This window comes from Streptomyces sp. NPDC028635, assembly GCF_040637635.1.
Lineage (GTDB): Bacteria > Actinomycetota > Actinomycetes > Streptomycetales > Streptomycetaceae > Streptomyces.
The window spans coordinates 162,679-175,389 of record NZ_JBEZWX010000006.1; the positions used below are offsets into that span (position 1 = coordinate 162,679).

Below are 12,711 nucleotides of genomic sequence, written 5' to 3' on the forward strand. Positions count from 1 at the left end.
GCTGACGCGGGCCGGCCGGTCGGCCGTACGGGTGAACGGGTGAACGGGCCCCCGGCGCCAGGGGCCGGTCATCCGCCAGGGGGCACGCTGCCGCTTGACGCCGGTCGGCCGGGTCGGCCGTACGGGTGAACGGGCCCCCGCCCGGGTGACGGTGAGGGCGGTCGTTCCCGCCGTCGGCCGCCCCGGCCCGAGCGGCGCCGTCCGCCGTCGGCCGCGCCACGGCGCGAGCGGGGGCGCGCGCCCCGCCGAGGACACCCCGTCGCCGCGGCTTCCGGTGTGCCGCCGGGCGCGGTGCGGCGGTGGGCGCGGTGTGACGGGCGCTCAGGAACGCTCGTGGAGCCGGGCGGTTCAGCAGGGCTGTGGCTTCGGTTCCGTCTGTGGGGTCGAGGGGGCCGGCTCGGGCGGGAGTGCCCACGGCAGTTCGATGGCGACCGTCTTGCCGCCCTCGCGGGTGGGGCGGACGCGGAGTCTGCCGCCGCACTCGGCGGCCAGCCAGCGGATGATGACCATGCCGCGGCCGTTGTCCTGCTGAACGGCCGCGGGCAGCCGCTTGGGGAAGCGGGGGTGGCTGTCCGTGACGCCGATGCGCAGCAGCTCGTCGCGGTCCAGGGTGACGTCCACCGTGAACGTCGGGGACTGCCCGAACGTGTGCTGCACGGAGTTGGTGGCCAGTTCGGAGACGATCAACCGGATGCTGTCCGCCAGCTCCGCGTCCGACGGCAGACCCCATTCCGCCAGGGTGCCGGCCACGAAGCCGCGGGCGGCGGACACCGAGGCTGGATCGCTCGGCAGAGTGACGGATGCTTCCAGATGGTCTGCCATGGCGACGTCGTCCCTTTCCCACGGGACCGCAGTCCGGCACGGAGCCGGTGGTTCGAGTACGGTCCCGGACTGGTGCTCAGCCGCCAGACTGCCATCACCACGCCGGTCACGGAGGCGATCCACCAAGATATGCATATATCTGTCGCTCGAAGCGGTGAACTCTGCCACGGCAGACCGTATCCGGGCGGCTCGGACGGAGTAAGGAGGGGCGCATGCAGCACGGTCCCGCGGTGCGCCGCCGGAAGCTGGGCGCCGAACTGCGCGCGCTGCGCGCCCGGGCGGGGCTCACCAGCGGGGAGGCCGCCCGGCTGGTGGGCTGGCACCAGTCGAAAGTCAGCCGGATCGAGACCGGCTCGAGTGGCGCGAAACCGTCCGACGTGCGGTTACTGCTGGACGCGTACGGCGTCGACGACGACGAACTGCGGGACCTGCTGCTGGTGCTGGCCGGCTCCCAGGTCGGCGGCAGGGAGCACTGGTGGCACGCCTACCGCGGGGTACTGCCACCCACGTACCGCGACTTCATCAGCCTGGAGTCGCAGGCCGGCGCGATGCGCACGCTGGAGACCTCGGTCGTGCCGGGGCTGCTGCAGACGCCCGCCTACGCCCGCGCGGTGACCCGGGCGGCCGTCGGCACCGTCGACGAGGAACGGCTGGACGCCCTGGTGGAGGTGCGTCTGGCCCGCCAGGACGTGCTCCACGCGCCGCGTCCGCTGAAGCTGAGCGCGGTGCTGGACGAGGCGGTGCTGCGGCGGGAGGTGGGCGGTCCCGAGGTGATGGCGGAGCAGCTGCGTCGGCTGCTTGAGGCGGCGCGCCTCCCCCAGGTGCGGTTGCAGGTGCTGCCGTTCTCCGCGGGGGCGCATGTCGGCATCACCGGGCCTTTCGTTATTTTCTCATTTCCGAGCACTTCTGATCTGGACGTGGTTGTTCTCGACCACATGACGAGTAGCCTCTACCTCGAACGGAAAGAAGACCTCCGGGCCTACGCGGAGGCCTTCAACTCCCTTCGGATCCACGCCCTTTCCCCCGAGGACTCGTTGGATTTCATCGCCTCACTAGGTGACGGCGCGTAAGGAGGCACCATGACCGCACTGCCTCGCACCATCCCTTTCAGTACCGATCTGCACGGCGTGCGCTGGCTGCGCAGCAGCTACAGCACCGGAGCGAACAACTGCGTCGAGACGGCCCGGCCGGCCTCCGGACCCTGGGCCGGGCTGCTCGCCGTACGCGACTCCAAGGCCCCGGACGGCCCCGCGCTGCTCTTCTCCCCCGGCAGCTGGGCGGCGTTCACGGCCGCCGTGCGACCCGACTGAGCACGGCACACCCCGGGCGAGGGCACGGCCGTGCACGCCGACTCATGGCCGCGTCTCGCCGATCACCCGTACAGCGCGTTCGATCTGATCCCCGGTCAGGTCCGCACGGGCGGTCAGCCTGAGCCGTGAGATGCCGTCGGGCACGGAAGGAGGTCGGAAGCAGCCCACGGCCAGGCCGGCCGTCCGGCAGTCGGCCGCCCAGCGCACGGCCTGCTCCGGGGACGGAGCGCGCACCGAGACCACGGCGGCGTCCGGCCGTACCGCCTGATGACCCGCGGCCGTCAGCCGGGCGTGCAGCTCGGCGGCCACCGCGCGGGCCCGCGCCGCCCGCTGCGGCTCGCGGCGCAGCAGCCGCAGGGCCGCGAGGGCGGCGCCCGCCGCGGCCGGGGCGAGTCCGGTGTCGAAGATGAAGGTGCGGGCCGCGTTGACCAGGTGGTCGATCACCCGCGCGGGCCCCAGGACGGCGCCGCCCTGGCTGCCGAGCGACTTCGACAGCGTCACGGTCACGACCACGTCGTCCGCACCGGCGAGCCCCGCCGCGTACGGCGCGCCGCGCCCGCCGTCGCCCAGGACGCCCAGCCCGTGGGCGTCGTCGACCACCAGGCCCGCGCCGGCTTCCCGGCAGGCGGCGGCCAGTCCGGCCAGCGGCGCGGCGTCGCCGTCCACCGAGAACACGGTGTCGGACACGGCGATCGCGGTGCCCTCGTGGGTGCCGAGCGCCTTGCGCACGGCGTCCGGTTCGGCGTGCGCGACGACCTGCGTGGTGCCGCGGGCCAGCCGGCAGCCGTCGATCAGGGAGGCGTGGTTGCCCGCGTCGGAGACGATCAGCGAGCCGTGCGGGGCGAGCGCGGTGACCGCGGCGAGGTTGGCGGCGTAGCCGGAGGAGAAGACGAGCGCGGCCTCGAAGCCGCAGAAGTCCGCGAGCTCGCGTTCCAGCTCGGTGTGCAGCTCGGTCGTACCGGTGACCAGGCGGGAGCCCGTGGCGCCGCCGCCCCACGTCCTGGCGGCCCGGGCCGCGCCCTCGGTGACCTCCGGATGACGGGCCAGACCCAGGTAGTCGTTGCTCGCCAGGTCCAGCAGCGGCGTGTCGGCGGGGCGGGGACGCAGCGTGCGCACGAGTCCCGCGCGGCGGCGCGTGTCCGCCTGCTCGTCGATCCAGCCGAACGCCATGGGTCCTCCGGGGATTTTGTAGGCAGTGCACAGACACTAGCGGGACACACCGCAGCTCAGGATGTGGCAATACCCACACCTCGAACGGCCTTGTTTGTGCGAAGTCTCCTTGGCCTGGCCTGCCCCCGTAGGACAGGATCAGCTCCCATGGACCTGCTGAACACGCTGGTGGACAAGGGACTGCGGCGCGAGCTGCCGACCCGCGAGGAAGCCCTGGCCGTCCTCGCCACGACCGACGACGAACTGCTCGATGTGGTGGCCGCGGCCGGCAAGGTGCGCCGGCACTGGTTCGGCCGACGGGTGAAACTCAACTACCTGGTCAACCTCAAGTCCGGTCTGTGCCCCGAGGACTGCTCGTACTGTTCGCAGCGCCTGGGGTCCAAGGCCGACATCCTGAAGTACACCTGGCTCAAGCCCGACGAGGCCTCCCAGGCCGCCGCCGCGGGCCTGGCCGGCGGCGCCAAGCGGGTGTGCCTGGTGGCCAGCGGGCGCGGCCCGACGGACCGGGACGTGGACCGGGTCTCCGAGACCATCAAGACCATCAAGGAGCAGAACGAGGGCGTCGAGGTGTGCGCCTGCCTCGGCCTGCTCTCCGACGGCCAGGCCGAGCGGCTGCGCGAGGCGGGCGCGGACGCCTACAACCACAACCTCAACACGTCCGAGGGCACGTACGCGGACATCACGACCACGCACACCTACGCCGACCGTGTCGACACGGTGACCAAGGCGCACGCGGCGGGCCTGTCGGCGTGTTCCGGCCTGATCGCCGGCATGGGCGAGAGCGACGAGGACCTGGTGGACGTGGTCTTCTCGCTGCGCGAGCTGGACCCGGACTCCGTTCCGGTGAACTTCCTGATCCCCTTCGAGGGCACCCCGCTGGCCAAGGAGTGGAACCTCACCCCGCAGCGCTGCCTGCGCATCCTGGCGATGGTCCGCTTCGTCTGCCCGGACGTGGAGGTCCGTATCGCGGGCGGCCGCGAGGTCCATCTGCGCACGATGCAGCCGCTGGCGCTGCACCTGGCCAACTCGATCTTCCTCGGCGACTACCTCACCAGCGAGGGCCAGGCCGGCAAGGCCGACCTGGAGATGATCGCGGACGCCGGGTTCGAGGTGGAGGGCACCAGCGAGGTGACCCTGCCGGAGCACCGGGCGGGCACGGCCGGTGGCTGCGGGTCGCACGAGTCGGCCGGTGGCTGCGGGTCGCACGGATCGGCGGGCGGCTGCGGCGGCCACGAGGGCGCGGAGGGCTGTGGGTCGCACGGCTCGGCCGGCGGCTGCGGATCGCACGAAGACGCCGGGATCTGCGGCACCGCCGCCCCCGCGCCCGCGGCGAGCGAGCCCCGTACCGACCTGGTCGCCGTGCGCCGGCGCGGCGCGGGAACGGACCTCGCGCCCAATGCCTGACCTGAGCGTGCCCGAGCTGCTGGAACTGGACCGGCGGCATGTGTGGCACCCGTACGGCCCGATGCCCGGGCAGGTCGAACCGCTCGTCGTGGAGGCGGCGAGCGGGGTCCGGCTGAAGCTTGCGGACGGCTCGGGTGAACTCGTCGACGGCATGTCGTCGTGGTGGTCGGCCATCCACGGCTACAACCACCCGGTGCTCAACGAGGCCGCGAGCGAACAGCTGGGCCGGATGAGCCATGTGATGTTCGGCGGGCTCACGCACGAGCCGGCCGTGCGGCTGGCGAAGCTCCTTGTCGACATGTCGCCCGACGGCCTGGAGCACGTCTTCCTCGCCGACTCCGGCTCGGTGTCGGTCGAGGTCGCGGCCAAGATGTGCCTGCAGTACTGGCGTTCGCTCGGCCGCCCGGAGAAGCAGCGGCTGATGACGTGGCGGGGCGGCTACCACGGCGACACGTGGACGCCGATGTCGGTGTGCGACCCCGAGGGCGGCATGCACGAGCTGTGGACCGGGGTGCTCCCGCACCAGGTCTTCGCCGACGCGCCGCCCGCGGAGTACGACGAGGCGTACGCGGAGCACCTGCGGTCGACGGTCGCGCGGCACGCCCACGAGCTCGCCGCCGTCATCGTCGAGCCGGTGGTGCAGGGCGCGGGCGGGATGCGGTTCCACTCCCCCGCCTATCTGCGGGTGCTGCGCGAGGCGTGCGACGCGCACGACGTGCTGCTGGTGTTCGACGAGATCGCGACCGGGTTCGGCCGCACCGGCGCGCTCTTCGCCGCCGACCACGCGGCGGTGTCCCCGGACGTGATGTGCGTCGGCAAGGCGCTCACCGGCGGTTATCTGACGATGGCGGCGACGCTGTGCACCGCGCGCGTGGCGGACGGCATCTCGCGGGGCGAGGTGCCGGTGCTGGCGCACGGGCCGACGTTCATGGGCAACCCGCTCGCCGCGTCCGTCGCCTGCGCCTCGATCGAGCTGCTGCTCGGGCAGGACTGGCTCGCCGAGGTCAAGCGGATCGAGTCGGGACTGCGCGAGGGTCTCGCGCCGGCCTCGGACCTGCCGGGCGTGCGGGACGTGCGGGTCCTCGGCGCGATCGGCGTCGTCCAGCTGGACCACCCGGTGGACATGGCCGCCGCGACCCGTGCGGCGGTGCGGGAGGGCGTGTGGCTGCGGCCGTTCCGCGACCTGATCTACACGATGCCGCCGTACGTCACGTCGGACGCGGACGTGGCACGGATCTGCCGTGCGGTGTACGCGGCGGCCGAGGAGGGATGACATGCCGGTACTGGTGATCTCGGGCACGAACACGGATGTCGGCAAGACGGTCGCGACCGCCGCGGTGGCGACCGCGGCGCTCAGGGCCGGCCGCTCGGTGGCCGTGCTGAAGCCCGCGCAGACCGGGGTGGGTCCCGACGAGCGCGGTGACGCCGACGAGGTGGCGCGGCTCTCGGGCGGCGTGACGGTGGCCGAACTCGCCCGCTACCCCGAGCCGCTGGCGCCGGCCACCGCCGCGCGACGGTCCGGACGGGCGCCGCTGCATCCGCAGGAGATCGCCGAGGCGGCCGCCAAGCTGGCCACCGAGCACGATCTGGTGCTGGTGGAGGGCGCGGGCGGGCTGCTGGTGCGGTTCGACACGGCGGGCGGCACGCTCGTGGACGCGGCGGCGCTGCTGCGCGCGCCGGTGCTGCTCGTGGCCTCGCCGGCGCTCGGCACACTCAACATCGCGGAGCTGAGCGCGCGGGAACTGCGGCGACGGGACGTGGAGCTGCTCGGCGTGGTGATCGGCAGCTGGCCGCGCACGCCCGACCTGGCCATGCGCTGCAATCTGGAGGACCTGCCGGTCGTGGCCGGCGCCCCCCTGCTCGGCGCCCTGCCGGAGGGCGCGGGCGCCCTGCCCCCGGCCGAATTCCGCACGACGGCCCCCGGCTGGCTGGCCCCGCGCCTGGACGGCACGTGGGACGCGGAGGCGTTCCGCGCGCACCAGGCGCCCTGACGGGCGGGCCCGGGTCTTCACGACGTCCGGTCGTCGTTCGGGCCCGGGTCTTCACCACGTCCGGGCGTGGTTCCGGCCCGGGCCCGGTGTGGCCGGTCGCGCAGGTCCCCGCGTCCCTTTCCGGGGTGCTGCTGTCGCCGCGTTCACGAAGGGGTGGGTCCGGGCGGGGCGGGGGAGAATCGGCGTAAGGCCCGTCCTGCCGAGGAGGTCTCCCATGCCGTTGCGAGCCGCCGGCTCCGGCAAGGCGCCACCGGACGCCGTCCACCATCCGCTGTTCGCCCGCTACTACGCCCGCGTGAGCGTCGCCATGGAGTCCCGGGCCGGTATGGCCGGGATCCGCGGGCGGCTGCTGGCGGGGCTGTCCGGGCGGGTGATCGAGGTCGGCGCGGGCAACGGGCTGAACTTTGCGCACTACCCGGCGGCGGTCGCGGAAGTCGTCGCCATCGAACCGGAGCGCACCTTGCGGCAGTTGGCGCAGCAGGCGGCCCTGCGGGCCGAGGTGCCGGTCGACGTGGCGCCGGGCGCGGCGGAGGCGCTGCCGGTCAAGAGCGAGGCCTTCGACGCAGCGGTGGTCTCGCTGGTGCTGTGCAGCGTGCGGGACGTGCCGCGCGCACTGGCCGAGGTGCGGCGGGTGCTGCGCCCGGGCGGGGTGGTGCGGTTCTTCGAGCACGGCGCCGGCGGCGGTACGGCGATGCGGTTGACCCAGCGGGCCCTGGACCGCACGGTGTGGCCTGCGGTGAACGGCGGCTGCCACCTCTCGCGCGACCCGGTGGCCGCGCTGCGCGCCGCCGGGTTCGAACTGGGCCCGTACCGGCGGGTGCTGATGCCGGAGCAGGGGCTGCGGCTGCCTCCGTCGTACTGCGTGCTGGGCACCGCGTGGCGGCCGCTGGAGTGACGGAGTGACTCACGCGCTCCACTGCCGCAGCTCGCGCGCGATGTCGTCGACGGACGCCTCACCGCTCTTGGCGAGCCGGGCCAGCTCGCGGACCTGCTCGGGCGAGGTGACCACCTTCAGTCCGCTCGCGACCAGGTAGGCGTAGGCCACGGCGGAGGCGAACAGCGCGTTGGAGCGCTCCAGCGCGGGCACGTGGATCAGCAGGTGCAGCAGGGCGGCGGCGCGGTCGTACGGGGTGTCGTAGACGGGGACGTCGAAGATCTCGGCCTGATGGCGGGCGACGGCGGCGACCAGCGCGCCCCAGTCGGTGACCTGCGGGTCTCCCGGTGTGTGCTGCTCGGCGAGCATCAGCAGCCAGGCGAGATCGATGCGGAGGCTGCTCAACGGATCAGCTGCGTCCGTCCCGGGCCCCGTCCAGGGGGCCCTCCCGCCGCGCGCCGTCCCGGTCGGCGCCGAACTCCTCCGCGAACACCGACGCGTAGCTCTTCATGAAGTCGGCGGCGGCCTCCACGAACGTGCGCCCCGCCTCACCGGCGTCCTGCCGGACCAGTTCCTCGATGTAGCGGTTGACGCTCATCCCGCGCGCGAGCGCGCGCTCCCGGGCGGCGCGGGCGGTGTCCTCGTCCACCCGCACGTTCAGCTGGGTCTTCGCCATGCCTCGACGCTAGCGCCGATGCGCTAGCAGCGGCAAGGGCGCGCGGAAGGCCGCACGTGTACCGCGTGTGCGCCGGGTCACACTACGCTCGGCCGGGGACGACCGCCCGGGCCGTACCGCCGCTCCGGGACCCACGAGGAGGCAGCGTGTCCAGAACTGCTGCGGAGCACCCGCCCGGCTCCGCCCCGGCCGACGTCACCGCGGCCCGTGCCCGCGGGCTCACCAAGGCGTACGGCCAGGGCGAGGCCGCCGTGCTCGCCCTGGACGCGGTGGATGTCGACATCGCCCGGGGCCGCTTCACCGCGGTGATGGGCCCCTCGGGTTCCGGCAAGTCCACGCTGATGCACTGCCTGGCGGGGCTCGACACCGTCTCGGCCGGCCGGGTGTGGCTGGGCGACACCGAGATCACGGGCCTGCGGGAGAGGGAGCTGACCCGGCTGCGGCGGGACCGGATCGGGTTCATGTTCCAGTCGTTCAACCTGATCCCGACACTGAACGCGCTGGAGAACATCACCCTGCCGATGGACATCGCGGGCCACCGTCCGGACCGGGAGTGGCTGGACCGGGTCGTGGACACCCTCGGCCTGCGCGACCGGCTCGGCCACCGTCCGGCACAGCTCTCCGGTGGGCAGCAGCAGCGCGTCGCGTGTGCGCGGGCCTTGCTCTCCCGGCCGGAGCTGATCTTCGCGGACGAGCCGACGGGCAATCTCGACTCACGGGCCGGCCTGGAGGTGCTGGGATTCCTGCGGGAGGCCGTCGACTCCCTCGGGCAGACGGTCGTCATGGTCACCCACGACCCGGGCGCGGCCGCCCACTCCGACGTGGTGCTCTTCCTCGCCGACGGACGGATCGTGGACCGGATGGAGCATCCGACGGCGGAGGCGGTGCTCGAACGCATGAAGCGGTTCGACGTGCTGCGCGCCCAGGCCGACGGCGCCGCCCTTCCCGTCGAGGAGGGCTGACGCGTGCTCCGCGCGACCCTGCGCAGCTTCCTCGCCCACAAGGGCCGCCTGCTGCTGTCCGCGCTGGCGGTCGTGCTGTCCGTCGCGTTCGTCGCGGGCAGCCTGATCTTCTCCGACACGGTCACCCGCACCTTCGACCGGCTCTTCGCCTCCACCGCCGCCGACGTCACCGTGGCGCCGAAGGAGGACCTGCGCACATCGGGCCCCAGCGGCGCGGTCCAGACCCTGCCGGCCTCGCTCGCGGCCCGCGCGGCGAAGGCCCCCGGGGCCGCCTCGGCGCACGCGGACGTGAGCGTGCAGAACATCACCGTCGTCGACAGCCGGCGCCGCTCGGTGAGCCCGACCACCGGCGCGCCCACCCTCGCGCGGGACTGGCACCTCACCGACCGCAGCCCGGTGGAGCTGACCTCCGGGCACGCCCCGCACGGAGCGCACGAGGCGCTGCTGGACGCCGACACCGCCCGCACAAGGCACGTGCGGATCGGCGACACGCTGACCGTGCTGGCCCAGCCGGGCACCTTCACGGTCCGGGTGAGCGGCATCGCCACGTTCACGACGACCAACCCGGGCTCGGCCCTGCTGTACCTCGACCCGGCGCACGCGGCCCGGTTGCTGCTCGGGTCCGCCGCCCGCGCCACCGCCATCTCCGTCACGGCGGCCCCGGGCGTGTCGGACACCGTGCTCAAGCACCGGGTCGCGGCGGCGCTCGGCACCGGGCCGTACACCGTGAAGACGGCCGGTGAGCAGGCGAAGTCGGCGGCGCAGCAACTCGGCACCTTCCTGAAGGTCATCAAGTACGTCATGGTGGGCTTCGCCGGGGTCGCCGTGCTGGTGGGCGTCTTCCTGATCGTCAACACGTTCTCGATGCTGATCGCCCAGCGCACCCGCGAACTGGGGCTGCTGCGCGCCCTGGGCGCCGACCGGCGGCAGGTGCGCCGTTCGGTGCTGACCGAGGCCGTGCTGCTCGGCCTGGTCGGTTCCACGCTGGGTCTGGCGGCCGGGATCGGTCTCGCGGCCGGGCTGATCCATCTCATGGCCGCCTTCGGGATGCGTCTGACGACGGCCGAGATGGCCATCGGCTGGGTGACCCCGGTGACGGCGTACGCCGTAGGGGTCGGGGTCACCTTCGTCGCCGCGTATCTCCCGGCGCGGCGGGCCTCCGCCGTCTCCCCGATGGCGGCGCTGCAGGACGCCGAGGTCGCCGGGGTGGGCCGGCCGCTGAAGGCGCGCGCGATCGCCGGGGCGGTGGTGGGCGCGCTGGGCGCGGCGGCGCTCGCGGGCTGCGCGGCGGCGTCCCGGACGGCGACGGCGGCCTCGCTGCTCGGCCTCGGGGTCGTCCTCACCCTGATCGCGACCGTCGTCGCGGGGCCGCTGCTGGTGCGCCCGGTGATCCGGGTGCTCGGCGCGGCCTTCCCGGCCGTGTTCGGTTCCGTCGGCCGGATGAGCCAGCGCAACGCCCTGCGCAACCCGCGCCGGACGGGGGCGACCGCGGCCGCGCTGATGGTCGGGCTGGCCCTGGTGGGCGGGCTGTCGGTGGCGAGCGCCTCCATGTCCCGCTCGTTCGACGAGCGGATCGACAAGACGCTCGGCGCCGACTTCGTGGTGCAGAGCGGCCGGTACACGGCGTTCTCCAAGGACGTCACCGCCCAGGTGCGTGCCACGCAGGGCGTGGGCCTGGTGGTGCGGCAGCGCTTCGCGCCGGTCGCGGTGCGGCTGCCGGACGGGCGGCGCGTCGTCTCGACCGCTTCCGGGTACGACCCGCGGCTCGACGACGTCGCGCACCTGACGTACGGCGCGGGCGGCACGGCGGGCGCGCTGGCCCCGGGCGGCATCGGCATGGACGCCGGGTTCGCCCGCGACCACGGTGTCCGGCTGGGCAGTGTGCTGCCGGTGGAGTTCCCGGGCGGGCAGCGCGCGCGGTTGCGGGTCGGCGCGCTGACCGAACAGGAAGCCACCGAGGGCTTCGGCATGACCGGCGGACTGTTCCTCGGCATCGGCACCGTGGAGCGGTACGTGCCCGGCGGGCAGGACGCCGCGCTGTACGTCAACGCCGCCCCCGGAACGGGCCCCGACCAGCTGCGCTCCCGGCTGGAGCGGGCGCTGACGCCGTATCCGCAGGTGCAGGTGCGCGATCAGGCCGACTACAAGAAGCTGGTGCACGACCAGATCGCGGTGCTGCTGTACCTGGTGTACGCGCTGCTCGGGCTGGCGATCGTCATCGCGGTGCTGGGTGTGGTGAACACGCTGGCGCTGTCGGTGGTGGAGCGCACCCGGGAGATCGGGCTGCTGCGGGCGATCGGGCTGAGCCGGCGTCAGCTGCGGCGGATGATCCGCCTGGAGTCGGTGGTCATCGCGGTGTTCGGTGCGGTGCTGGGGCTGGGGCTCGGGCTGGTGTGGGGGCTGTGCATGCAGCGGGTGCTGGCCCTGCAGGGCATGAAGGCGCTGGCGGTGCCGTGGTCCACGATCGTCGCGGTGGTGATCGGTTCGGCGGTCGTCGGGGTCGTCGCGGCGCTGCTCCCGGCGTTGCGTGCCTCACGCATGAATGTGCTGGCGGCGATCGCGCACGAGTGATGGAATCACGAAGTCCCGTGATCTTGAGGAGAGTTCGTGTCCCGTCCGTTCCGCTTCGGTGTCAATCTGCTCGATCCGTCGTCCGCCGGCGAGTGGCGGGCGAAGTGCCGCCGCGCCGAGGAGTCCGGCTACGACGTGATCCTCGTCCCCGATCACCTCGGCATGGTCGCGCCGTTCCCGGCGCTGGTCGCGGCGGCCGAGGCCACCGAACGGCCCCGGGTCGGCACCTTCGTCCTCAACGCCGGCTTCTGGAACCCGGCGCTGCTGGCGCGGGAGGTGGCGACGACGGACGCGCTCACGGGCGGCCGTCTCGAACTGGGCCTCGGCACGGGATATGTGCAGTCCGAGCACGAGAGCGCGGGGCTGCCGTTCGGCTCGCCGCGCGAGCGGGTGGACCACCTGCGGCGGACGGTGGAGGAGCTGGAACGGCTGCTGGGCTCGGCCGGGCACCGGCCGCGGCCCGCGCAGCAGCCGCGGGTGCCGCTGCTCATCGGCGGCAACGGCGACCGGATGCTGCGGCTGACGGCCGAGCACGCCGACGTGGCCGCGTTCACGGGCTCGCGGACCGTGCCGGGCAGCACGACGGGGCAGCTGGCGCCGGTCGGCGCCGAGGAGCTGGACGAACGGGTCGCGCGCTACCACGCGTTCGCGGCCGGCCGCGAGGAGCCCGCGGAGCTGAACCTGCTGATCCAGTCGGTCGTGATCACCGACGACCCGGAGGCGGCGGCCCGGCCGCTGCTGGAACGGATACCCGGGACGACGGTGGAGGAGCTGCTGGCGCTGCCCATCTTCCTCTTCGGCACCGAGGAGGAGATCGTCGCGCGGATCCTCGCACTGCGGGAGCGGTACGGCTTCAGTTATCTGACGGTGCTGGAGCCGTCCATGGAGGCACTCGCACCGGTCATGGCGCGGTTGCGGGGGCGGTGAGGAG

13 protein-coding genes are annotated in these 12,711 nt (G+C 73.6%); 9 read left to right on the forward strand and 4 right to left on the reverse strand.

What is annotated here, in order from left to right:
- Positions 1–348: 348 nt before the first annotated feature.
- Entirely contained in the window at positions 349–822 is a 474-nt protein-coding gene (locus AB0E88_RS09280; RefSeq protein WP_361626385.1) for an ATP-binding protein, read from the reverse strand.
- 212 nt (positions 823–1,034) lie between these two features.
- Between AB0E88_RS09280 and AB0E88_RS09285 the strand changes: the two genes are divergently transcribed.
- Complete coding sequence (locus tag AB0E88_RS09285; RefSeq protein ID WP_361626388.1) at positions 1,035–1,892, forward strand: helix-turn-helix transcriptional regulator; 858 nt, start codon at positions 1,035–1,037, stop codon at positions 1,890–1,892.
- Between the two features lie 9 nt (positions 1,893–1,901).
- The gene (locus AB0E88_RS09290) at positions 1,902–2,132 is read left to right on the forward strand and encodes a DUF397 domain-containing protein (protein ID WP_361626391.1); all 231 of its coding nucleotides are present in this window, start codon (positions 1,902–1,904) and stop codon (positions 2,130–2,132) included.
- Between the two features lie 42 nt (positions 2,133–2,174).
- On the opposite strand, the gene AB0E88_RS09295 is transcribed toward AB0E88_RS09290, so the two are convergent.
- Positions 2,175–3,302: an 8-amino-7-oxononanoate synthase gene (locus AB0E88_RS09295; protein ID WP_361626394.1), complete on the reverse strand. Its 1,128-nt coding sequence runs from the start codon at positions 3,300–3,302 to the stop codon at positions 2,175–2,177.
- Positions 3,303–3,449: 147 nt separating this feature from the next.
- Here AB0E88_RS09295 and bioB point away from each other — a divergent pair, with 147 nt between their 5' ends.
- From bioB to AB0E88_RS09315, 4 genes are all read left to right on the forward strand, one after another.
- Positions 3,450–4,706 (forward strand): biotin synthase BioB, encoded by a 1,257-nt coding sequence (gene bioB, locus AB0E88_RS09300; protein ID WP_361626397.1) that lies wholly within the window; start codon positions 3,450–3,452, stop codon positions 4,704–4,706.
- On the forward strand, positions 4,699–5,979 hold the full coding sequence (locus AB0E88_RS09305; RefSeq protein WP_361626400.1) for an adenosylmethionine--8-amino-7-oxononanoate transaminase: 1,281 nt from the start codon (positions 4,699–4,701) through the stop codon (positions 5,977–5,979). Before bioB ends, AB0E88_RS09305 begins: the two co-directional genes overlap by 8 nt.
- A 1-nt stretch (position 5,980) precedes the next feature.
- On the forward strand, positions 5,981–6,697 hold the full coding sequence (gene bioD / locus AB0E88_RS09310; protein ID WP_361626403.1) for a dethiobiotin synthase: 717 nt from the start codon (positions 5,981–5,983) through the stop codon (positions 6,695–6,697).
- 214 nt (positions 6,698–6,911) lie between these two features.
- On the forward strand, positions 6,912–7,592 hold the full coding sequence (locus tag AB0E88_RS09315; RefSeq protein ID WP_361626406.1) for a class I SAM-dependent methyltransferase: 681 nt from the start codon (positions 6,912–6,914) through the stop codon (positions 7,590–7,592).
- Positions 7,593–7,601: 9 nt separating this feature from the next.
- Here AB0E88_RS09315 and AB0E88_RS09320 read toward each other — a convergent pair whose 3' ends face one another.
- Together AB0E88_RS09320 and AB0E88_RS09325 are read right to left on the reverse strand one after the other, a co-directional pair.
- A complete protein-coding gene (locus tag AB0E88_RS09320; protein WP_361626409.1) occupies positions 7,602–7,976 on the reverse strand; it encodes a fic family toxin-antitoxin system, toxin component in 375 nt (124 codons plus the stop codon).
- Positions 7,977–7,980: 4 nt separating this feature from the next.
- The gene (locus AB0E88_RS09325) at positions 7,981–8,247 is read right to left on the reverse strand and encodes an antitoxin (RefSeq protein ID WP_361626412.1); all 267 of its coding nucleotides are present in this window, start codon (positions 8,245–8,247) and stop codon (positions 7,981–7,983) included.
- Between the two features lie 146 nt (positions 8,248–8,393).
- Between AB0E88_RS09325 and AB0E88_RS09330 the strand changes: the two genes are divergently transcribed.
- From AB0E88_RS09330 to AB0E88_RS09340, 3 genes are read left to right on the forward strand one after another with little or no spacing between them, the layout of a single operon-like run.
- Entirely contained in the window at positions 8,394–9,209 is an 816-nt protein-coding gene (locus AB0E88_RS09330; protein ID WP_361626415.1) for an ABC transporter ATP-binding protein, read from the forward strand.
- A gap of 3 nt (positions 9,210–9,212) precedes the next feature.
- On the forward strand, positions 9,213–11,780 hold the full coding sequence (locus AB0E88_RS09335) for an ABC transporter permease (protein WP_361626424.1): 2,568 nt from the start codon (positions 9,213–9,215) through the stop codon (positions 11,778–11,780).
- 36 nt (positions 11,781–11,816) lie between these two features.
- On the forward strand, positions 11,817–12,707 hold the full coding sequence (locus AB0E88_RS09340; RefSeq protein WP_361626427.1) for an LLM class F420-dependent oxidoreductase: 891 nt from the start codon (positions 11,817–11,819) through the stop codon (positions 12,705–12,707).
- Positions 12,708–12,711: the final 4 nt, after the last annotated feature.